20 protein-coding genes are annotated in these 20,356 nt (G+C 64.8%); 8 read left to right on the top strand and 12 right to left on the bottom strand.

Features of this window, described 5'->3' with window-relative positions:
- Positions 1-77: 77 nt before the first annotated feature.
- Complete coding sequence (locus CH266_RS25580; RefSeq protein WP_167326956.1) at positions 78-245, bottom strand: hypothetical protein; 168 nt, start codon at positions 243-245, stop codon at positions 78-80.
- 83 nt (positions 246-328) lie between these two features.
- Complete coding sequence (locus CH266_RS23190) at positions 329-1,714, bottom strand: maltokinase N-terminal cap-like domain-containing protein (protein ID WP_094716241.1); 1,386 nt, start codon at positions 1,712-1,714, stop codon at positions 329-331.
- Between the two features lie 156 nt (positions 1,715-1,870).
- Here CH266_RS23190 and CH266_RS23185 point away from each other — a divergent pair, with 156 nt between their 5' ends.
- Both CH266_RS23185 and CH266_RS23180 read left to right on the top strand, forming a co-directional pair.
- Complete coding sequence (locus CH266_RS23185; protein ID WP_032382365.1) at positions 1,871-2,635, top strand: pirin family protein; 765 nt, start codon at positions 1,871-1,873, stop codon at positions 2,633-2,635.
- A gap of 111 nt (positions 2,636-2,746) precedes the next feature.
- Positions 2,747-3,220, top strand: coding sequence for a DUF4190 domain-containing protein (locus CH266_RS23180; RefSeq protein ID WP_230591735.1), 474 nt, complete (start codon positions 2,747-2,749; stop codon positions 3,218-3,220).
- A gap of 16 nt (positions 3,221-3,236) precedes the next feature.
- Here the strand turns inward: CH266_RS23180 and CH266_RS23175 are convergent, their stop codons facing one another.
- Genes CH266_RS23175 through CH266_RS23165 form a run of 3 tightly spaced genes read right to left on the bottom strand, consistent with a single transcriptional unit; the run spans position 3,237 to position 6,306 of the window.
- The gene (locus CH266_RS23175; RefSeq protein ID WP_230591736.1) at positions 3,237-4,820 is read right to left on the bottom strand and encodes an ABC transporter permease; all 1,584 of its coding nucleotides are present in this window, start codon (positions 4,818-4,820) and stop codon (positions 3,237-3,239) included.
- A complete protein-coding gene (locus CH266_RS23170) occupies positions 4,817-5,695 on the bottom strand; it encodes an ABC transporter ATP-binding protein (RefSeq protein ID WP_094716240.1) in 879 nt (292 codons plus the stop codon). The genes CH266_RS23175 and CH266_RS23170 overlap by 4 nt, the downstream gene beginning before the upstream one ends.
- Complete coding sequence (locus CH266_RS23165; RefSeq protein WP_032382363.1) at positions 5,692-6,306, bottom strand: TetR/AcrR family transcriptional regulator; 615 nt, start codon at positions 6,304-6,306, stop codon at positions 5,692-5,694. The genes CH266_RS23170 and CH266_RS23165 overlap by 4 nt, the downstream gene beginning before the upstream one ends.
- Before the next feature lie 54 nt (positions 6,307-6,360).
- Between CH266_RS23165 and CH266_RS23160 the strand changes: the two genes are divergently transcribed.
- Both CH266_RS23160 and CH266_RS23155 read left to right on the top strand, forming a co-directional pair.
- Positions 6,361-8,319, top strand: coding sequence for a M13 family metallopeptidase (locus CH266_RS23160; RefSeq protein ID WP_032382362.1), 1,959 nt, complete (start codon positions 6,361-6,363; stop codon positions 8,317-8,319).
- Between the two features lie 72 nt (positions 8,320-8,391).
- Positions 8,392-9,702, top strand: a complete 1,311-nt coding sequence (locus tag CH266_RS23155) for a cytochrome P450 (RefSeq protein ID WP_032382361.1) — start codon at positions 8,392-8,394, stop codon at positions 9,700-9,702.
- On the opposite strand, the gene CH266_RS23150 is transcribed toward CH266_RS23155, so the two are convergent.
- The 5 genes from CH266_RS23150 to CH266_RS23130 form a co-directional block, all read right to left on the bottom strand.
- The gene (locus tag CH266_RS23150; RefSeq protein ID WP_032382360.1) at positions 9,680-10,762 is read right to left on the bottom strand and encodes an ABC transporter ATP-binding protein; all 1,083 of its coding nucleotides are present in this window, start codon (positions 10,760-10,762) and stop codon (positions 9,680-9,682) included. The two genes, CH266_RS23155 and CH266_RS23150, sit on opposite strands and share 23 nt — an antisense overlap.
- Entirely contained in the window at positions 10,762-12,087 is a 1,326-nt protein-coding gene (locus CH266_RS23145) for an ABC transporter substrate-binding protein (protein WP_032382359.1), read from the bottom strand. Before CH266_RS23145 ends, CH266_RS23150 begins: the two co-directional genes overlap by 1 nt.
- A gap of 28 nt (positions 12,088-12,115) precedes the next feature.
- Positions 12,116-13,006 carry a carbohydrate ABC transporter permease gene (locus tag CH266_RS23140; RefSeq protein WP_032382358.1) on the bottom strand — a complete coding sequence of 297 codons (891 nt, stop codon included), beginning with the start codon at positions 13,004-13,006 and terminating at the stop codon, positions 12,116-12,118.
- Positions 13,003-13,935, bottom strand: a complete 933-nt coding sequence (locus CH266_RS23135) for a carbohydrate ABC transporter permease (RefSeq protein WP_176457186.1) — start codon at positions 13,933-13,935, stop codon at positions 13,003-13,005. Before CH266_RS23135 ends, CH266_RS23140 begins: the two co-directional genes overlap by 4 nt.
- A 133-nt stretch (positions 13,936-14,068) precedes the next feature.
- Positions 14,069-14,983 (bottom strand): L,D-transpeptidase, encoded by a 915-nt coding sequence (locus tag CH266_RS23130; protein WP_032369549.1) that lies wholly within the window; start codon positions 14,981-14,983, stop codon positions 14,069-14,071.
- 279 nt (positions 14,984-15,262) lie between these two features.
- Here CH266_RS23130 and CH266_RS23125 point away from each other — a divergent pair, with 279 nt between their 5' ends.
- The 4 genes from CH266_RS23125 to CH266_RS23110 are packed head-to-tail and all read left to right on the top strand — an operon-like array spanning position 15,263 to position 18,363.
- On the top strand, positions 15,263-15,982 hold the full coding sequence (locus CH266_RS23125; protein ID WP_032369550.1) for a glycosyltransferase: 720 nt from the start codon (positions 15,263-15,265) through the stop codon (positions 15,980-15,982).
- Complete coding sequence (locus CH266_RS23120; protein ID WP_032369551.1) at positions 15,979-16,977, top strand: acyl-CoA dehydrogenase family protein; 999 nt, start codon at positions 15,979-15,981, stop codon at positions 16,975-16,977. The genes CH266_RS23125 and CH266_RS23120 overlap by 4 nt, the downstream gene beginning before the upstream one ends.
- Positions 16,971-17,720, top strand: coding sequence for a PIG-L deacetylase family protein (locus tag CH266_RS23115; protein WP_032369552.1), 750 nt, complete (start codon positions 16,971-16,973; stop codon positions 17,718-17,720). The genes CH266_RS23120 and CH266_RS23115 overlap by 7 nt, the downstream gene beginning before the upstream one ends.
- 13 nt (positions 17,721-17,733) lie before the next feature.
- Positions 17,734-18,363, top strand: a complete 630-nt coding sequence (locus CH266_RS23110) for a class I SAM-dependent DNA methyltransferase (protein WP_032369553.1) — start codon at positions 17,734-17,736, stop codon at positions 18,361-18,363.
- Between the two features lie 18 nt (positions 18,364-18,381).
- On the opposite strand, the gene CH266_RS23105 is transcribed toward CH266_RS23110, so the two are convergent.
- A complete protein-coding gene (locus CH266_RS23105) occupies positions 18,382-19,122 on the bottom strand; it encodes a GAF and ANTAR domain-containing protein (protein WP_080729130.1) in 741 nt (246 codons plus the stop codon).
- A 133-nt stretch (positions 19,123-19,255) separates the two neighbouring features.
- Entirely contained in the window at positions 19,256-20,278 is a 1,023-nt protein-coding gene (locus tag CH266_RS23100; protein ID WP_032369554.1) for a zinc-binding metallopeptidase family protein, read from the bottom strand.
- Positions 20,279-20,356: the final 78 nt, after the last annotated feature.

The following is a 20,356-nucleotide window of genomic DNA, read 5'->3' as shown; positions in this document are numbered from 1 at the left end:
ACCGGAAGCGTCGACCGACGCTTCGAATCGATACAACTCCGCGTCTGCGCGAATCGGTGCCAGAGGTGACCGAGGTCTCAGACCTTCGAGGAACTTTCTTCCCGTTCACGCTTCTTGCGACCGAGGTCGATGTTCAGCTTGTCGGGCTTGATCGACGCGACGAACAACACCGCGACGAGCACGACCACCACGACGATGGTGATGACTACCACCGCGATGCCGAAAATTGCCAAAATACCGTTCATGTCCTGCCTCCCGTGTCAGGCAATACGGTACTTGTCGTAGACGGGCCGGTCCACGCCCGCCCCTATAGCCCGTTTCCCGGCCGTCAGCTGACCAACCGTTCGACCGCGCGCATCGGCAGAGACAGCCAGGTCGGTCGATTGCGCGCTTCGTACAGAACCTCGTAGACCGCTTTGTCCAGTTCGTACGCGCGCAGCAGATCGGCTTCGTCGCGAGGATCGTGGCCGGCCACCGACGCGTACCCGTCGAAGAAGGCCGTGATGCTCCGCGCAGCCCACTGCTCGGCGCGTTCCCGTAGAGCCGGGTCCTCCGGCAGGTCGACGAGGAGGTGGTTGGCGGCATAGTCGAACGACCGCAGCATTCCCGCGACGTCGCGCAAAGCACTGTCCATTTGTCTGCGCTCGTCCAGCGTCTTGGCCGGCTCTCCCTCGAAATCGATGAGCAGCCACCGTTCGGGGGTCCCCAATACCTGCCCCAGATGCAGATCGCCGTGAATGCGTTGGACGGTGGTACTGCTCGACGCCTCGGCCCGTGAGATCAGGGCCGTCGCGGCGGGGATGTACTGAGCGATCTCCGGAACCACTCGCGCTACTCCGGAGATGCGCTCGAGGATCTCTTCGACGGCCGTCGATTCCACGGAACGTTCGGCGGTACCCAAAACCGAAGCGAGGTCGTGGTGTACCTGCGCGACGGCAGCGCCGAGTCGATGCGCGTGGGGAGCGAAATCGGCGGACAAATCCTCGATCGGTGTGGCGGGGGAATCGAACACCTCGCGCACGCTGGCCAGCGCAGTGGTCCATCCCTCGGCAGAATTCGCGGCGAAGTCCTGGATCATCCCCAGTGTGGTCGTCTCACCGCCGACCTGCGCTTCGAGCCACCCTCGCAGCGGTGCCACGTTGACGCTGCCGGCCTCGGCCAGCGCACGGTGCAACTCGACGTCCGGACTGATTCCGGGCGGTACCTGACGAAACAGCTTGAGCAGCAGCAGATCACCGAGGATCACCGACGTGTTGGACTGCTCTGCACCCAGAGCCCGACCGCGCATGCCCTGCGGCACGCTCGAACCGTCGACGACCTTGAATTCGATACTGCCCGTGGGGTTCTCATCGGAGAACGCGTCACCGTACAGGGCGATGATCTCCGGATCACGTAACCCGTCGAACACTGCCATCTCACCGGGCACCGGCAACAGCCACGGGCGTAGTTCCTCGGGTACCTCGGTGCGGAAACCGAGGGGCACCTGATAGGTCTGGGTCACCGACGTGCCGTCTTGGACGAGGTCCACCTCGACGAGCAGGTGCTCGGCGGCGAAATGCGGCTCGTCGTGCAGTACGTCCCGAGCGACGATCCGTACGGCACCCACCGTCGAACCCTTTGCGCCGAACCATCGTTGACCAGGCAACCACGACACCAGTGCGTCCTCGAGCAGGTGTCGAACAGCGTGTGCCGCGCTCGAGCTGGAACCGACCATGAGTATCTCTCGCCGCCTTCGGGGAGTTGCAGAGCGTGTGACCGTACCGTGTCCGAACCTACCCACTCGGGGCCGCCGTCACACCCCGGCGGCAAAGACACCCGAACGTTATGCAGGTCGTACGCCGGTGCATCGACATGCTCGTACAGTGGGGACATGTCCGCTCCACTGACCGCCCACATCGACGTGCATCGTGCCGGTGATCGACTGAAAACCCGTGTGTCCTGGCTCGACTCGAAGCACTCGTTCTCTTTCGGTCAGCACTACGACCCCGAGAACACCCACCACGGCCTGTTGTTGGTGAACAACGACGACATCGTCACTGCCGGGCAGGGATTCGAAACGCATCCGCACCGCGACACGGAGATCATCACGTGGGTGGTGCAGGGCTCTCTGGTGCATCAGGATTCGATCGGGCACTCCGGCATCATCTATCCCGGACTGGCGCAACGGATGAGTGCGGGCAAAGGCATCATGCACTCGGAGAAGAACGACTCCTGGAGTATCGACGGCAATCGGCACACCGAACCCGTCCGCTTCGTACAGATGTGGGTGATGCCCGACAGTCCCGGCACCGCACCGGGCTACGAGCAACTCGAGATCGACGACGAACTGCTGCGCGGCGGACTCGTCACCGTCGCGTCGGGAATGAACCGACACCGTGGTCAGGCGGCCATCGGCATCGGCCAGAAATCGGCCGCGTTGCACGCTGCGCGACTGACACCGGATTCGACCGTGACCGTTCCCGACGCACCGTTCGTGCACGTGTTCGTGGTCCGCGGCACCGTCTCGATGGAGGGTGTCGGAGAACTGTACGAGGGTGACGCGGTACGCATGAGTTCCACTGGCGGACAGCGAATTACAGCCTCGGAACCAGCCGAGATCCTGATCTGGGAGATGCACTCGCGACTGGGCGGCTGACAGGAACGCTCGATGACAAGTTGATCACGGGGGCACGGGGCGTCTGCGCGCACGACAGAGATCTGCATACACTCCGAGCGTTCACGATCGCCGATCTCGGAGGTATCAGACGTGTCGAATGACTATCCCCCGCCCGGAAACTATCCTTCACCCGGCGAGTACCCCCAGCAGGGCGGATATCAGCAGGGTGGATACGAGCAACAGCCGGTAGCGCCGAAGAACACCATCGGCACAGTGGCTCTGGTTCTCGCGATTCTCGGTGTGTTGTTCTCCTGGACCGTCGTCGGCGGAGTTGTTCTCGGCCTGATCGCGATCGTCCTCGGCTTCATCGGTCGGTCGAGGTACAAGAAGCGCGTCGCCACCAACGGCACCGTGTCTCTCATCGCGATCATTCTCGGTTTCGTGGCGGCGGCTTTGTCGATCGTTCTCGTCGTCGTCGGCGTCGGCCTGTTCAACGCAGTCGGTGGACAGGACTTCACCGACTGCATGACCAACGCAGGCAGCGATACTGCAGCGCAACAGCAATGCGCCGACGAATTCAAGCAGAACGTCGAGAACCAGTACGACGACTCGACACCGAACTGAGTCGCGGCCGATTCACTCAGCCGCGGACGTCCCGTCGGCGCAGCGCGATGCTTCCGGCACCGCCTGCGGCGGCGGCGATGGCGACGAGCCACAGCGAGGGCATTACCGAGAATTCTCCACCCGGCAGCTTGGGCAGGTGGGTGAACGGCGAGATGTCCTGTGACCACTGGGGCAGCCCGACCACCGCCCCGATCTGCCCCAGGGCAACGAAGCCGCCGAGGACCGCCCACAGGACGGTCGCGAATCGAGGGACAGCGCCGAACAATGCCACGCCGATGGCCGTCACCACCCACACGGCCGGGAGCTGAGCCAGAGCGCCGACCACGGCGGACGGCAGTTCGCGCGACATGTCGCCGGTTGCCGACCCGTACGTCAGCCCGATGGTGAGGCCGACGACCAGCAGTAGCCACACCGGGCCGAGGACGGCGAAGAGCAGATACCCCGCCGCCCACCGACGGCGCGAGATGCCGGTGGCCAGCACGATCTCGGCCAGACCCGACTCTTCCTCGCTGTGCAGACGTAGAACGGCCGACGCGGAATAGGCCGCCACCATGATGCCGACCATGCTCAGCACGACGGCGATGAACGACTGTTCGATCGTGGTGCCGCCGAACTTGCCCAGTGCGTCGCTGATGGCGGCGCTGCTGCCGAGTTGATCGCCGATGCCGTCCGTGGACGATCCGATGGCGATACCGAACAGGGCGAGGCCGACGGTCCAGACGACGGTGGTTCCGCGGGACAGTCGCCACGCGAGGGCGACGGGACCGGACAGCGACGGAACGGCAGCCACCCGGCCGCGGCGTTCGGCCCGCAGACCACTGCCGAGATCGCGTCGATTCGCTGCCACGAACGCTGCGGCGACGAACACCGTCGCGGTCGCCAGCGACAGCAACAGCGGCCACCACCGTTCGTCGGCGAACGGTCGCACCTGCGCCGACCACCCGATCGGCGAGAACCACGACAGGGTTCCCGAACCGATGTCGCCGATCGCTCTGAGAACGAACGCTGCGGCCAACACGCCGAGGGCATAGCCGCGATCCGCGCGAGCCCCGGACGCCACCTGTGCTGCCAGCCCCGCGCAGCCGACGAACACCGCACCGACGACGACGATCGAGGCACCGAACGCGACGCTCCCGGCCACCGGCAGACCGAACGCCCACAGCGAGACGGACGTCAGCATTCCCGTCGCCATCACACCGCCGCCCGCCAGGAGCACGGCCGCTGTCAACCCTGCAAATCTGCCCACTGCAGTCGACCCGACCAGCTCGACACGACCCGCGTCCTCCTCACCGCGGGTATGCCGAACGACAGTGAGGATCGCCGCCAACGGAACGAGGGTCAGCATCAGTCCGGCGCGCCACGACACCAGGGCACCGAGGTCGCTACCGAAGATCGGCCCTACGAGAGCCGCTTGCGCCGGCACTGCCTCGGTGCCGAGATAGAACGCTCGACGGTCTGCCGCCGTCGGATACAGCCCCTCGAAGCTGACCGCGTACAGCAGCGGGAGCGCTCCGAGCAGAACGACCCAGATCGGCAACACGAGTCGGTCGCGGCGTAGATACAACCGCAGCAATCCCGCTGTGCCGCTCAGGCTGTTCATGCGTAGTACCTCAGGAACAGCTCTTCGAGAGTTGGCGCGGAGCTGATCATGCTCTGCACGCCTGCGTCGGCCAGGACGTGCATCACCGCAGCGAGCGCCTCGTTCTCCACCGTGCAGGTAATCGTGGAGCCGTCCACGGTCACCCCACTGGCGCCGGTGAGCCTGTCGAGATCGCGGGGTACTCGATCTACAGTCATGGTCATCGTCGTGCGGGTGAGGTGCCGCATCGACGCCAGGGTCCCGGTGTCCACCGTGCGTCCGTCCCGGACGATGGTGACCGAACCGCACAACGCATCCACCTCGGACAGGATGTGCGAGGACAGCAGCACCGTGACTCCGCGTCGCGCAGCATCTTTCACGCATTCGGCGAACTGCTGCTCCATCAGCGGATCGAGACCGGAGGTCGGCTCGTCGAGGAGCAGCAGCTCCACGTTCGATGCCAGGGCCGAGATCAGAGCGACTTTCTGGCGATTGCCTTTCGAATAGGTGCGACTCCGCTTTCCTGGGTCGAGGGAGAACCGTTCGATCAGCTCCGCCCGGCGGCAGGAGTCGATACCGCCGCGCATCCTGGCGAGCAGATCGATCACCTCCCCGCCGGTCAACGACGGCCACAGCGTCACATCTCCGGGAACGTAGGCCAGCCGTCGATGCAGCGCGACGCCGTCGGCCCACGGATCACCGCCGAGCAATCGGACCGTCCCCGACGTCGCGCGCACGAGACCGAGCAAGACGCGGATCGTGGTGGATTTACCCGACCCGTTGGGGCCGAGAAAGCCGTGCACATCACCGGTCTCGACGTGCAGGTTCAGGCCGTCGAGGGCCCGGACCGAACCGAACGTCTTCACCAGATCGTCGACTGCGATGGCGTCGGTCATTGCTCGGCCTCCAGATAGGTGTCCAAGATTCGGGAATCGGTGAACAATCCATCGGTGTACAGCTCGAGTGCCGGCAGCATGACCTCGTCGCCGAGCGCGCTCAGAGCCGCACGGAAATCGACGTCCGGGCCGGCCATCTGCACGTACAACAGCAGACCGCCCACGTTCTGGCGCGTCAGGAACCGGGCGCGCGCCGCGGGGTCGCGGCTGGGTGTGAATCGGCCGTCGCGTACTCCGTCGTCGAGGTACCGGACCGCGTCGTCGACCATGTGCTCGAACAACTCTCGGGCCAGCGTTCCGCCCGAGGAGAAGCTCCGCACGATGTAGGCGACGAGCGGTGCGTACTCGTCGATGCGAGCAAGCTGTTCCATCACCCCGGTAGGACCGGCCGAGGCGGCCTTCGATTCGCGGATCGTACGCAGGACGTACTCGTCGCACGCTGCCCGAAGTCCGTCCTTGGACCCGAAGTGGTGGTTGAGCAGCCCGGGTGAGACGCCGGCGGCGCTGGCGATGGACCGCACACCGGCGGTGAAACCCTGCACGCCGAAGACGTCGATCGCGGTGTCGCGGATCCGCGCGCGAGTGGTCAGATCCTCCGATGCTGAACGCATGTACAGCAGATTAAACACCCGTTCAATCGAGCGCAAGAGTGTAAAGATGGATACATGACTTCAGTAGTGAACTCGGGCATCGATCTCAGCTACCAGGACGAGAACACACGCGCGCAGGACGACCTCTTCGTGCACGTCAACGGCAAATGGCTGGAGGACTACAGCATTCCCGCAGACCGCGCCGTCGACGGTGCGTTCCGGACGTTGTACGACCGCGCCGAGGTCGACGTACAGACCATCATCGAAGAATCGGCGGCCGCGAATCCGCCCGCGGGTAGCGACGCACAGAAGATCGGCGACCTGTTCTCGAGCTTCATGGACGCCGATCGGGCCGAACAGCTCGGCACCACCCCGATCGCCGACGAGCTCGCCGCCGTTGCCGATGCGACCGACTTGGTCACGCTCGCAAGCGTTCTCGGCTCTCTGCAACGCACCGGAGTCGGCGGCGGTATCGCTCACTACGTCGACACCGACGCCAAGCGATCCGATCGCTACCTGGTGCACTTCAGCCAGTCCGGAATCGGCCTGCCCGACGAGTCGTACTACCGCCAGGACGAGTACGCCGACATCCGCGCGAGCTACATCGCGCACATCGCGAAGATGTTCGCGCTCAGCGGCGTCGACTACGACGCGCAGACGGTGTTCGACCTCGAGCGCAAGATCGCCGCGGGCCACTGGGACGTCGTCGCCAGGCGCGACGCCGAGAAGAGCTACAACCTCGTCCAGTTCGACACCCTGGTGCAGAACGAGCCCGGATTCAATTGGACTGCATGGATTTCCGGCCTCGGCGGCACCACCGAACAGTTCGCCGAGATCGTCGTACGCCAGCCACCGTTCGTCGACACGTTCGTGTCCCTGTGGACGTCGGAGGACATCGAGACCTGGAAGGCGTGGCTCGCGTGGCGCGTCGTACATGCCCGGGCTCCGTTCCTGACGAGCGCACTCGTCGACGAGAACTTCGCGTTCTACGGAACGACGCTGACCGGAACCGAGGAGAACCGCGAGCGCTGGAAGCGCGGCGTCTCGCTGGTACAGGACGTCCTCGGCGAGGCCGTCGGCAAGCTCTACGTCGAACGCCACTTCCCGGCGGACTCGAAGGCACGCATGCAGGTGCTCGTCGACAACCTCACCGAGGCCTACCGCCGCAACATCTCCGAGCTCGAATGGATGAGCCCGGAGACGCGCCGCAAGGCCTTGGACAAGCTGGACAAGTTCACTCCCAAGATCGGCTACCCCGACCGCTGGCGCGACTACTCGAGCGTCGACATCACCGCCGACGATCTGCTCGGCAACTACCGCCGCGGTTACGAAGCCGACTATCAGCGTGACCTCGACAAGCTCGGCGGACCGGTCGATCGCGACGAATGGTTCATGACGCCGCAGACCGTCAACGCGTACTACAACCCTGGGATGAACGAAATCGTCTTTCCCGCAGCCATTCTGCAACCGCCGTTCTTCGACGCCGAGGCCGACGACGCAGCCAACTACGGCGGAATCGGAGCCGTCATCGGGCACGAGATCGGGCACGGATTCGACGACCAGGGTGCCAAGTACGACGGCGACGGCAACATGGTGGATTGGTGGACCGACAGCGACCGCACCGAATTCGGTAAGCGCACCACTGCCCTGATCGAGCAGTACAACGAATTCGAGCCGAAGGCACTGCCCGGCCACAAGGTCAACGGCGAATTCACCATCGGTGAGAACATCGGCGATCTGGGTGGCCTGTCGATCGCCGTCGCCGCGTACGAGATCTCGCTCGAGGGCAAGGACGCACCGGTGCTCGACGGCCTGACCGGGCTGCAGCGGGTGTTCTTCGGCTGGTCGCAGGTGTGGCGGACGAAGGCACGAGACGCCGAAGCGATCCGTCGTCTCGCCGTCGATCCGCACTCACCGCCGGAGTTCCGGTGCAACGGAGTCGTGCGCAATCTGGACAGTTTTCACGAAGCGTTCGACGTGCAGCCCGGCGATGCGCTGTACTTGGACCCGGGGAAGCGCGTCAAGATCTGGTAGCACGTGAGTGGAACTTCGTAGTCTGCTACGAGAAACCACTCACATAGGGCGGGACAAAGGGGAGGACAGCGGATGAGGGAATTCGTACGGTGGATCGCGGCGCACGGGGTCATCAGGTTCGGGGCCAAGCGTGCTGCGGCCGCCGGTGACCGGCAGGCCATGCTGGTCGCCGATCCCGCGACGCGGGCAAATCCGACGCCGGTGTACGAGGAACTGCGGGCGACGGCACCGCTGGTGAAGACTCGGATCTCCAACATCACCGTCCATCACCGGGTGGCGTTCGCGCTGCTGCGCTCCGACGATTTTCGGGTCACCCAACTGGGCGGCACGCTGCCGGCACCGCTGAAGTGGGTGGAACGCCACACCCGTTCCGGTGCCCTGCATCCGATCCTTCCACCGTCCCTGCTGTCGGTCGAGCCGCCCGATCACACCCGCTACCGCAAGCTGGTGTCCTCGGTCTTCACCGCCCGGGCGGTCGCGCAGATGCGAGATCAGGTGCAGGAAACCGCGGACGCGCTACTCGACGAACTGACCGACGGCAGCCCTGTCGTCGACATCGTCGACCGATACTGCGCTCGCCTTCCCGTCGCAGTCATCGGCCGCATCCTCGGCGTTCCGGAGAAGGACAATCAGCGCGTCCTCGAATTCGGCGAAATGGCGGCACCCAGCCTCGACATCGGTATCTCGTGGAGCCAGTTCAAGCAGGTGGAGCGTGGCCTCATCGGTTTCGACGCGTGGCTCTCGCAGCACATCGCCGAACTTCGCCGCAACCCCGGCGAGGACCTGATGAGCCAACTGATCGCCGCCGAGGACGAGGGCATCGGCCTGAACGACGAAGAGCTCAGGGCCACAGCAGGATTGGTATTGGCGGCCGGGTTCGAGACAACCGTCAATCTGCTCGGCAGCGGCATCCAACTCCTGCTCGATCATCCGGATCAACTGGCTGTGCTGCAACAGGGTCCATCGCACTGGCCCACCGCGATCGACGAGATGTTGCGGATGGAATCTCCCGTTCAGCTGACGGCTCGGGCAGCGAAGCACGACGTCGTCGTGGAGGGTGTGCCGATCACGAAGGACTCACTGGTCGTCCTCGTGCTCGCCGGTGCCAACCGCGATCCGCTGGTATTCGAGGAACCCGACCGGTTCGACGTCACGCGCGACAACGCGGGTAAGCACCTGTCGTTCTCCGGCGGACGCCACTACTGCCTGGGCGCAGCGCTGGCGAAGGCAGAGTCGGAGGTGGGTCTGAAGACGTTGTTCGACAGGTTCCCCCACCTGCGTTCGGCAGGCGAGGGGACCCGTCGCGACACGCGCGTATTGCACGGGTGGGCAACACTTCCGGTGGATCTGGGCGAACCCGTCAGGACAACCGCAGGCCGGTAGCGGAGTCGAAGAAGAACAGTTCGTCGAGCACCGGCTTCAACCGGACGGTCTCGGCGAGGGCGACCGACAGCTTGCGATCCACCCTCACCGAGATACGTCCCGAGGACGTCGTCCACTGACCGTCGGCGTTGGGTGCCGAGGCGTACACGAACGACTCCGCACCCAATTCCTCGATCAATTCGACGGTGAGCCGGAGTCCACCCGCATGTTCGCCGACGAGCTCCCACGATTCCGGCCGAACTCCGACGACGACGCGTTGGCCCGCCGACGACGGAACAGGGATCCGAACGTCTCCGAGGACCGCAGCGCCCTCGTGCACGGGAGCGTCGACGAGGTTCATGCCGGGAGACCCGATGAACCCGGCGACGAAGGTGTTGACCGGGTTGTCGTACAGCTCCCGCGGTGCGGCGATCTGTTGTAACTTGCCGTCCCGCAACACCGCAACCCGGTCACCCATTGTCATCGCCTCGACCTGATCATGGGTGACGTACACAGTCGTGGTACCCAATCGCTTCTGCAGTCCGGCGATCTGGGCCCTCGTCGACACTCGCAATTTGGCGTCGAGGTTGGACAGCGGCTCGTCCATGCAGAACACCTTGGGTTGACGAACGATGGCTCGCCCCATGGCCACTCGCTGCCGCTGTCCACCGGAGAGCTTGCCGGGCTTGCGACCCAGCAGCGGCTCGAGTTCGAGCATCCTCGCGGCGTCCAATACGCGAGCCGCTGTGTCGGCCTTGCTCATTCCCGCATTTCGCAGTGCGAAGCCCATGTTGTCGCCGACGGTCATGTTGGGGTACAGCGCGTAGTTCTGGAACACCATCGCGACGTCCCTCGCCCGTGGGGCGAGCGAGGTGACGTCCACTCCGCCGATGTCGATGTGGCCGCTCTCGACGGATTCGAGGCCGGCCAGCATCCGCAGACTCGTCGACTTTCCACATCCGGACGGTCCCACCAGCACGATGAACTCGCCGTCCGCTATGTCGAGTTCGAGCGTGTCGACGGCGAGAGAGTCCGCGCCCGGGTATCTGTGCGAGACACCCGCATAGTGAACGGTCGCCATTACTTCGGCAGCTTCGGGGTGATCTGGCGGTCGATGATCTGCTGCAGCTGATCCGAGATGGAGGCGAATGTCGTTGCAACATCGGCATTCTGCAGAGCAATCTGCTCGAGACCGCTACCGATGATCTTGTCGCCGCCGGGCACGAACACGCGGGCAGCGTCCTGGGATCGGGTACGCGCCAACTGGTCGACGGCTGTCTTCGCGTTCGGGTTGGCCTCGAGGAACGCGATTTCCGACGGGTCCTGCTGCGCCGACTTGCGGACCGGCATGTACCCGGTGTTCTGCGAGAAGTACGCAGTGTTGGCACCGTTGGTCACGAAATCGATGAACTTGAGTGCGTTCACCTTTCGCTCGTCGGAGATCTTGGCCGGGATGGCCAGACCCGCGCCGCCGGTGGGGCATCCGGGCGCGCCGTCGGTGGCCGGCAGGAAGGCCGTACCGAACTCGAACGCGGCACCCTTGGTGATCGTGGACAGGTCTCCGGTGGAGGCGATCGTGGAGGCGAGGATGCCCGCGGCGAAGTCGTTGGCGATGTCGTTGGAGACCGCCGCGTACTTCTTGGTGTGGATCATGTCCTGCAGGAACTTGCCTGCCGCAATGGTATTGGGATCGTCGAACTTCAGCTCGAACTGATCGGAGTACGATCCGCCGAACGTCCAGATCGGTCCCTCGAACGTCCACCCGAGATAGTCGACGGCGTTGCCCCAACCGTGGGCGAGCTTGCCGTTTCCGACGACGGCCTGGATGCGCGGGCCCCACTCGTCGAATTCCTGCCACGTGGCCGGTCCGCGATCGGGCAGGCCGGCTGCCGACCAGACGGCCTTGTTGTAGTAGAACAGCGGAGTCGAGCGCGCGTACGGCAAAGCCCAGTGGCTACCGTTCCAGTTGTAATCGGCAAGAAGCGAATCCACGTAATCGGACTGGTCGACCCCGGCCGCGGAGAAGTGCTTGTCGAGGGGCTCGATCGCACCGGTGAGTGCGTAGTTGAACCACCAGACATCCGAGAGTACGACGACGTCGGGCACATCGTTGCCCGAGAGCGCCGCATTGAACTTCTGCGACACCTCCTCGTAGTTCTTGCCGCCGTCGATGAGATTGACCGTCAGACCGGGGTTCTGCGCCTGGAACCGCGAAATCAGCTCCTTCTCGAACTCCTGGGACTTGCCCGGGTGGTTCGACCAGAAGTTGATGGTGTTCGCATCGCCTTCGACACCGCCGCCGCCGGACGAGCCCGATCCGGGACCGCTGCACGCCGCGAGGGCTGCGGCGGCCGCAGCCGCACCGGTGAGCGTGAGGAAGCCACGCCGATTGATGATGTGTGCCATGGTGTTCGACTCCTGATAGTGAGGTGGATCAGCCCTTGACCGCACCGGAGGTGAGGCCCTTGATCATGTGGCGCTGCAGGACGAGGAAGACGAGAAGAATCGGCAGAATGGTGAGCACTGTCGCGGCCATGACCGCTCCCCAGTTGGTGTAGCCCTCACTGTTCTGCAGCAACGTCAGGCCGACCGGGAGCGGAGCAACCGACGAGTCGTCGGACATCAGGAACGGCCAGAGGTATTCGTTCCATTCGGTGACGATGGTGATGATGGCGAACGCCACCATCGTCGGACCCGACAGCGGCAGAATGACGCGGAACATCAACCGCACCGGACCCGCGCCGTCCATGCGCGCGGCCTCGATGATCTCCGGCGGCAGCGACAGGAAGTGGTTACGCATCAGGAAGGTACCGAATGCAACGCCGGCCAGCGGAATGATGATCCCCTGAAACGAATTTCGCCAACCGAGCTCGGAGATGAGCGAGTAGTTGGAGATGACCGTGATCTGATTGGGCACCATCAGCGCGGCAATGATGACGAGGAAGACGACGTTCTTGCCCGGGAAGCGCAGGAAGACCAGGCCGTACGCACTGAGCACACCGAGGACGAATTTGATCGACGCGACCGCCGTGGTGATGACGATCGAGTTGCGCAGGTACGTGAAGAACGGCACCTCCGTCGTCGCCTCGTTGTAGTTCTGGGGGTGAAAAGTACTGGGCCACCACGTGACCGGTTGAACGTAGATGTCGGGTCGGTCCTTGAACGAGGTGACCAGAATCCAGAACAGCGGTAGGCCGATCATCAGCAGGACGGCCACCATGGCCGCGTAGCCGAGGACATTCGCGCTGCGACGCGTGCGCTGCGGGTCCCGACTGCGCGAAGGCTTTTCCGGCACTGCGGCATCGGGCTTGCTCACCAAGGTCATCGCTGATCGTCCCGATCCATGATTCGTACCTGTACGAGAGTGACGATCAACAGCACGAGGAACAGGATGGTCGCGACGGTCGCCCCGTAGCCGGCCCGGAAGTTGCGGAACGTTTCCTCGTAGACCTGGTAGACCATCGTGGTGGTTCCGGTGCCCAGTGGGCCACCGCGCGTCATGACATTGATGATGTCGAAGACCTGAAGGGAGTTGAGCAACACCGTGATCGAGAGGAAGAACGTCGTCGGACGCAGTTGCGGCAGAAGCACTTTGCGGAACGTGGTCCAGCGGCCGGCCTGGTCGATCTCGGCCGCTTCCATCAATTCCTTGCGCACGCCCTGCAGCGCCGCGAGATAGATGACGAAGGTGTAGCCCAGGTTCTTCCACAGGTAGGTGACGGTGATCATGACCATCGCCCATTTCGGATCCTGATAGAAATCCGGGACCGCACCGAGGCCGAATCTGCGCATCAGGTCCTGGACGAGTCCGAAGTTGGGATCGAAGACGAACTGGAATGCGATACCGATCGCGGCACCGGAGATCACGTACGGCGCGAACACTGCGGAGCGAACGAAGTTGCGGCCCCGCAGTTTACGATCGAGCAGCAGCGCGAGTATCAGACCGAGCACCAGCGAGCCGACGACGGCGGCCACGGTGAACACGACGGTGTTGCCGACGATCTGCCACGTGTCGTCGCGGGACGCCCACTCGCGGTAGTTCTCGAATCCGACGAACGTGGACGTGGGCGAGGACAGGTTCCAGTCGAAGAACGAGAACTGGAAGTTCTCGACCAACGGGCGGTACGTGAAGACCGCCAACAGAACCAGGTTGGGTCCCACGAGAATCAGGAACAGTGCGTAATCGGTCCACGGCCGCGAGAAGAAGCTCTTCTTGCCTGCCGTGGGCAGCACTCGTTCGGTTGTTGCACTCACCGCGAGGACTGTGCTCAGTCGCGGCTAACGAATGGTGAACGCGGCCCCAACTGGTGCCGTCACGCAAACCAACCTATGTGAGTGGAACTTCGTAGCAGGGGTCGAAGTTCCACTCACATGCGGCGAAGCCGCTCTAGCGGTTCCAGTCTCCGAGGCCGTCGGATCCGCTGAGGGTGCCGCCGTCGGTGTTGACGACGATGACGGGGTCACCCTTCTGGGCGTTCTCGAAGAACCACTTGCCGTCTTCGGTGCTGACGTTGAGGCAGCCGTGCGAGGAGTTGGAGTAGCCCTGCTGCGACTCGGACCACGGTGCCGCGTGGACGAAGATGCCGCTGTAGGAGATGCGCGTGGCGTACTCGACGTACGTGCGGTAGCCCTCTTCGGAATCCACCGGCACCCCGTAGGTGGAGGAGTCCATGTACATGTCGCGGAAGCGCTCGCCGACGATGTAGGTGCCGTTCGGGGTTTCGTGGCCGACCTTGCCCATGGAGGTGGGCATCGTGCGAACGACCTCGCCGTTGCGGGTGACGGTGATCTGCTTGGTGTTGTCGTCGGCCGTGGTGATGATCGAGTCGCCGGTGGAGAACTCGGCTTTCGCTCCGCCTGCTTCGACCGTCACCTGGGTGTGCGCCGGGTAGAACTCGTTGGGCAGCCACCGCACCTGCGTGTCGTTGATCCAGTAGAAGTGGCCGTCCACGGACGGGTTCGTGGTAACGCGGATGGCGCGCAGTGCGGCGTCGCGATCTCCGATGGCCTCGTCGAAGCGGATCGCGATGGGCTGCGCCACTCCGACGACCTCGCCGCCGGACGGGCTGATGCTGGGGTCGGCGAAGTTCGCCGGGGCCAGCGGTGCCACCCGTTGCTGTGGGGCGGGTGCGGGTGCCGCCGGGTCCGAGGATCCGGGCAGGCCGGGGATCGACACGTCGGGGCCACCCGGCCACAGCGGAGCCGCCTGGGCAGATCCGAATGCTGCAGAGGCGGCGAGCGCCGTACCTGCGAAAATTGCCCCGATGCGGGCGAACCTGCGAGTGCGAACCTGAGTTGCCATGTGACCCGACCATCCTTCGTACTGCGTCGTGATGCCCAGTAGCAGTGCTGCCGCGGGGCAACGCCCATTAACACATACCACCCGGACTTTTGCTAATCGGATATTGCCGAAAACGACGACGGAATCCACGACGACGAGTAGCTTCCCGCCACCCGAGCCCCTTCTTCGAGCCGTAGGTGTCGATCGTCTGCGAACGGGTATGTCGCATGCAACGTACTCCGTCCAGCCACCGGCGGTTTCCACAACGGGCTCGAGGTCCGGTGTCCGAAAGGGTGGCTCGTGACTGTCGATACCAGCACTCCAGTCCGTCGCATCGTCGTCGTCGTGCCCGCACACGACGAACAGGATCTGCTCGACGCCTGCTTGAATGCCCTGGCGAAGGCCGCACGTCGCGTCGCCGACGTCGCCCCGGTGACGGTATCCACGACGGTCGTTCTCGACTCGTGCACCGACGGTTCGGCGAGTATCGCGGCGCGTCACCCGTCCGTGTCGGTCGTGACGGTGGCCCATCGCAACGTGGGAGCCGCGCGGGCGGCCGGATTCGCAGCGGACCTGAACGGCGGTCTGGGCCGCGCCGACACGTGGTACGCCACCACCGACGCCGACTCGACGGTGGGCGAGCAGTGGCTGGTGGGGCATCTGCGGCACGCCGCCGAGGGTGCCCGGGCCGTGGTCGGGACGGTGTCGGTGCGATTCGAGGACCGCATCGTCGACGACGAAGCACTCCGCTCCTCCTATGACGCTCAGTACGTGAACGAGGCGGGCCATCCCCACGTCCACGGTGCCAACCTGGGTGTTCGGGCGACGGACTACTGGGCGGTCGGCGGGTTCGCGCCGCTCGCCACCGGCGAGGATCACGACCTGGTCCGTCGTCTGGAGCTCGGCGGCACCGTGTGCCGCCGAGTGTGTGACATTCCGGTCGATACTTCGGGCCGCCTGCGTGGCAGAGCACCCGACGGTATGGCCGGCTTCCTTCGTTCTCTGGAGCCTTCTGCATGACCGACACCGGATTCGTCGACACCACCGATCGGACCACCGATCTCGAGTCGGCGTTGCGCGCGCAGTTTCTCGCGTTCGAGGCGGACGGACGGTTGGATCTGGCTCTCCCCGGCTCGGGGAACACAGATCACCGGTGGCAGTCGCTGGCTGCGCTCGGCCGACACGACACCGTTCTGGGCCGCTGGGCCGAGGCACATACCGACGCGATCGCGATTCTGCACGAGCTCGACGGCCCGACGCCCGAGCGTGGTCACGTCTGGGGCGTGTGGGCTGCGGAACCCCCGGCTCCGATTCTCGAAGCGGTGCGCGGCGATTCGGGGTGGCTCCTGTCCGGGACCAAGCCGTGGTGTTCGGGGGCGTCCGTCTGCACCCACGCACTCGTGACCGCTCGCGTCGACGGCGAGCCGCGATTGTTCGCAGTGGATCTGACTCATCCGGGTGCTGCCCCGGTGCCGAACACGTGGCATGCCGTCGGAATGCGCGAGAGCGACTCGGGCTCGGTCGAATTCGATCGTGTCCCCGCGGTCGTGGTCGGTGGACCGACGGACTACCTGACCAGGCCGGGCTTCTGGCATGGGGCGATCGGAGTGTCGGCCGTCTGGTTCGGTAGCGCCTGCGCAGTGGCCGACACCCTGCATGCGGCCGTGCGCTCGCGTCCCGACCCACATCGCGCTGCTCACCTCGGTGCCATCGCATCGGCTCTCGGAGCCGCGTCGAGTGCCCTGACCACTGCGGCGGCCGAGGTCGACGCAGATCCGTTCGACCGCTCCGGCCGCGCTCGGATCCGTGCTCGCATCGTGCGCGCCGTCGTCGAGGATGCCGCCACGCAGTGCATCGACCGCGTCGGGCGAGCGCTCGGTGCCGGCCCGCTGTGCGCAGATGCGGAGCATGCTCGACGCGTCGCCGACCTCACCGTCTATCTGCGACAGAGCCACGCCGAACGCGACCTCGAAGCCCTCGGACACGACATCGCACAGGAAGACAACCCTTGGTAGAGAACGCATTCGACGCCGACGTCGACCTCGGTACCGCCGAATCGGACTGGCTGTCCGCAGATTGGTCCATTCCCGGTCTGCACTGGAGCGACGTCATCACCATGGTCGTCGTGGCACCCCATCCCGACGACGAAGTACTGGGCGTCGGTGGGTTGCTGTCGATGGCCGCAGCCGCAGGCGTCGACGTACGGGTCGTCGCGGTCACCGACGGTGACGGTTCGCATCCGGGATCTCCGACGGTGTCGGCCGAGGACCTCCGCGCCCTGCGGCCCGTCGAGTCCGAGCGTGCCCTCGCCGAACTGGGCATCGTTCAGCCGCCGACGCGGCTGCAGTTCACCGACGGCGAGGTCGAGCGGCACGAGGACGCTCTGGCCCGCGCGCTGGTACCGCTGCTCGACGCCACTCCGGGTACCTGGTGCCTGACACCGTGGCGCGGGGACGGCCACCCCGATCACGAAGCCACGGCGCGTGCCTGCCTCACCGCGGCCGCCGTCGTGGGGATACCGGTGGTGGAATATCCGATCTGGATGTGGCACTGGGCAACTCCCGAACACCGGGCGGTGCCGTGGTCACGCAGTCGACGCATCGACCTGCCCGCGCACGCCGTCGAGGCGAAACGGGCGTCGATCGAGCGTTTCGAATCTCAGATTCGACCGCTGTCCGATCACCCGGCGGATCGCGCAGTGTTGCCACCGCACATCCTGACGCGGTTCCGACGTCCGTTCGAAGTCGTCTTCGCATGAGTAGGCTGTCCGCATGAGCTTGAGTCCGGAATACTTCCGCGATGTGTATGCCGCGCACGAGGATCCGTTCATGCTCGACAGCAAGTGGTACGAGCGTCGCAAGTATGCCCTCACCCTGGCATCGCTGCCCAAGCCGCACTATCGACTCGGCCTCGAACCCGGTTGCTCGATCGGTGTGCTCACCGAACAGCTCGCTGCCCGCTGTGAGCATCTGGTGTCGACCGACGTGGTGCAGAGCGCACTCGATACGGCTCGCGCGCGCGTAGGCGAGAGTGCTGCAGTCGATTTCGCACTGTGGTCCCTCTCCGACGACGTATCTGCGTTACCGAATCCCCACGAGAAGTTCGATCTGATCGTCGTCAGCGAGGTGGGCTATTACCTCGACGACGACGACCTGGCGGCCGCCATGAGCCGCATCGTCGGGCGGCTGGAGGCCGGAGGCACACTGGTGGCCGCGCATTGGCGTCACGACGTGGACGACTATCCCATCTCGGGCGACCGGGTTCACGAGATCATCGCTGCCACAACCGGACTGGCTGCACTGAGCCGCTATCTGGACGAGGACGTGCGGATCGAGGTGTTCATCGCCACCGATGTTCCCGCCGTATCGGTCGCCAGCACCGACGGACTCGACGTGCGATGAGGCCCGAGGCCCCGGTCGCTATTCGGTGGACTTCGCCGCGTCGTCGACCAACTGCACGGCGAGATCGGCCAGCTTGACGTTGGTGTCCTGAGAGAGCTTGGCCAGCAACGCGAATGCCGCCTGCGAATTGAGGTTGTAGCGTTCCATCAGCATGCCCTTGGCCTGCCCGATCAGATCCCGGCTGGTCAGCGCGGCCCTGATCTGCTGTTCTTCCCGGGCGCTGGAGAACGCGATGGCCGCGTGCGCAGCGAACAACGAACCGATGGATTCGGCCTCGGCCGAGAACGCGCCGGTTCGCGTCGAATGCAGGTTGAGTGCGCCGAAGTTGAACCCTTCGACGTAGAGCTGAAAGCAGATCATGCTCTTGACCCCGAGCGCAGACGCTGCATCGGTGAACTGTGGCCAGCGGGTCTCGCTGTCCATGTCGTCGATACGGATGGTCGTCTGTTCGATCGCCGACTCGAGGCAGGGCCCCTCGCCCAGCTGCTCCTGAATCTTGTCGCAGTGCCCGGCAACTTCTCCTGAAAGGGCTGCGCTGTGCACGAACTTGCCCTGCATGACCGTCGTGATGGATGCGTACTCGGCATTGGGGACCTGAGCGACCGCGGCCTCGGTGATCGTGGCCAGGACGCGATCGGGATCGGAATGCTGACGCCGCAGCTTCTCGGCCACCTCGGCCAGCCGGCGACTCAGCTGGAAGTCGCTAACCCGCGGGAGGGCGCCCGACGCGTTCAGTGTCTGCTCGCTGATGGTGGTCACCTCGTCCTACTGCTGCACTCTGCCCGCGACTGCACTCTGCCCACTAATGCACAGGGGGCGTACCCGGTATCGGCGGATGCCGACAACACAGGATACGCCCCTGGGCGCTGAGCTCAACGACCGTGAGCGAGGCTCACAGAGCGCTGGGTGCCACCAGAGAGTGCACGAAGCCGATCTTCTTCACGACGGTCGCCGGCAGCACGAACGGGTACAGGTCCTGGTGACCCATCGATCGGTTGATCTGGTTGAGTGCCCACGACAACGGCAGCCACCAGTCGATGATCTGATCGAAGCCGACCTCGCCGGGCAGCGGGCTCTTGAGGGTGGATCCGGCCGGTGCCATCCCGAAGGCCGCGGCCGTGTCGAGGGTGTCGCGGATGTGCAGGTAGTGGGCGAAGGTCTCGGCCCAGTCCTCGGCGGGGTGCATGGTGGCGTAGGACGAGACGTAGGTGTCCTCCCAGCCCTCCGGTGCACCTTCGCTGTAGTGGCGATCGAGCGCATCCTGGTAGCTCGAATCCGGATCGCCGAACAGTTCCTCGAACGCCGCGCGGTGTTCACCGTCTCCGACCAGCACCATCTGGTAGTAATGGCCGATCTCGTGACGGAAGTGCCCGACCAGCGTGCGGTAGGGCTCCGACATCTCCACGCGGAGCTGCTCGCGGTGCACGTCGTCGCCCTCGGCGAGGTCCAGGGTGATCAGACCGTTGTTGTGACCGGTCATCACCTGCTGGTTGGCGCTGGAGAGCAGATCGAACATCAGACCCGTGGACGCGTCCTCGTCCCGGCCGACGATCGGCAGACCCAGCTCGGTGAGCTCGAGGATGACGCGACGCTTGTTGGTCTCCGCGTCCGCGTAGGCGGCCATGGCGTCCAGGTCGTCGTCGGCCGGGCGAGTCCGCGTCAGCCGGCAGGACAGGCAGAGGTCGTCGGAATCGGATGCGTCGACCAGCCAGTTGCAGCGTGCGGTGTTGAGATTGGCGCACGTCTTCCAGATGGCACCGTCCACCTCGGCCTCGGAGATGCCGTCTTCCTTGTCCGGGAGCACCAGGAGGGCTCTGCTCGGCAGATGGAAGCCGAGTGCGCTCGAGCAGCTCAGACACAGTGAGTTCTCGAACGACAGCTTCTGTCCGCACTTGCGGCAGATGAAATCACGCATGGATGTTCCTTAGTGGCAGGGGTGAGTCGGGCTCGTATTCCCGATTCTCGGCGGACTAATGCCGTTCGCCGAATATGT

This window comes from Rhodococcus sp. 06-1474-1B (genome assembly GCF_002258885.1).
Classification (GTDB): domain Bacteria; phylum Actinomycetota; class Actinomycetes; order Mycobacteriales; family Mycobacteriaceae; genus Rhodococcoides; species Rhodococcoides fascians.
Note: the sequence above shows the minus strand (reverse complement) of the source record. Positions and strands in the feature narration are given on the sequence as shown.

Coding starts and splice junctions, on each gene's coding strand:
- CH266_RS23145 (WP_032382359.1), bottom strand. CDS start 12,087: ATGGCACACATCATCAATCGGCGTGGCTTCCTCACGCTCACCGGTGCG.
- CH266_RS23185 (WP_032382365.1), top strand. CDS start 1,871: ATGTCCGCTCCACTGACCGCCCACATCGACGTGCATCGTGCCGGTGAT.
- CH266_RS23165 (WP_032382363.1), bottom strand. CDS start 6,306: ATGCGTTCAGCATCGGAGGATCTGACCACTCGCGCGCGGATCCGCGAC.
- CH266_RS23175 (WP_230591736.1), bottom strand. CDS start 4,820: ATGAACAGCCTGAGCGGCACAGCGGGATTGCTGCGGTTGTATCTACGC.
- CH266_RS23150 (WP_032382360.1), bottom strand. CDS start 10,762: ATGGCGACCGTTCACTATGCGGGTGTCTCGCACAGATACCCGGGCGCG.
- CH266_RS23170 (WP_094716240.1), bottom strand. CDS start 5,695: ATGACCGACGCCATCGCAGTCGACGATCTGGTGAAGACGTTCGGTTCG.
- CH266_RS23130 (WP_032369549.1), bottom strand. CDS start 14,983: ATGGCAACTCAGGTTCGCACTCGCAGGTTCGCCCGCATCGGGGCAATT.
- CH266_RS23155 (WP_032382361.1), top strand. CDS start 8,392: ATGAGGGAATTCGTACGGTGGATCGCGGCGCACGGGGTCATCAGGTTC.
- CH266_RS23110 (WP_032369553.1), top strand. CDS start 17,734: ATGAGCTTGAGTCCGGAATACTTCCGCGATGTGTATGCCGCGCACGAG.
- CH266_RS23120 (WP_032369551.1), top strand. CDS start 15,979: ATGACCGACACCGGATTCGTCGACACCACCGATCGGACCACCGATCTC.
- CH266_RS23190 (WP_094716241.1), bottom strand. CDS start 1,714: ATGGTCGGTTCCAGCTCGAGCGCGGCACACGCTGTTCGACACCTGCTC.
- CH266_RS23100 (WP_032369554.1), bottom strand. CDS start 20,278: ATGCGTGATTTCATCTGCCGCAAGTGCGGACAGAAGCTGTCGTTCGAG.
- CH266_RS23140 (WP_032382358.1), bottom strand. CDS start 13,006: ATGACCTTGGTGAGCAAGCCCGATGCCGCAGTGCCGGAAAAGCCTTCG.
- CH266_RS23160 (WP_032382362.1), top strand. CDS start 6,361: ATGACTTCAGTAGTGAACTCGGGCATCGATCTCAGCTACCAGGACGAG.
- CH266_RS25580 (WP_167326956.1), bottom strand. CDS start 245: ATGAACGGTATTTTGGCAATTTTCGGCATCGCGGTGGTAGTCATCACC.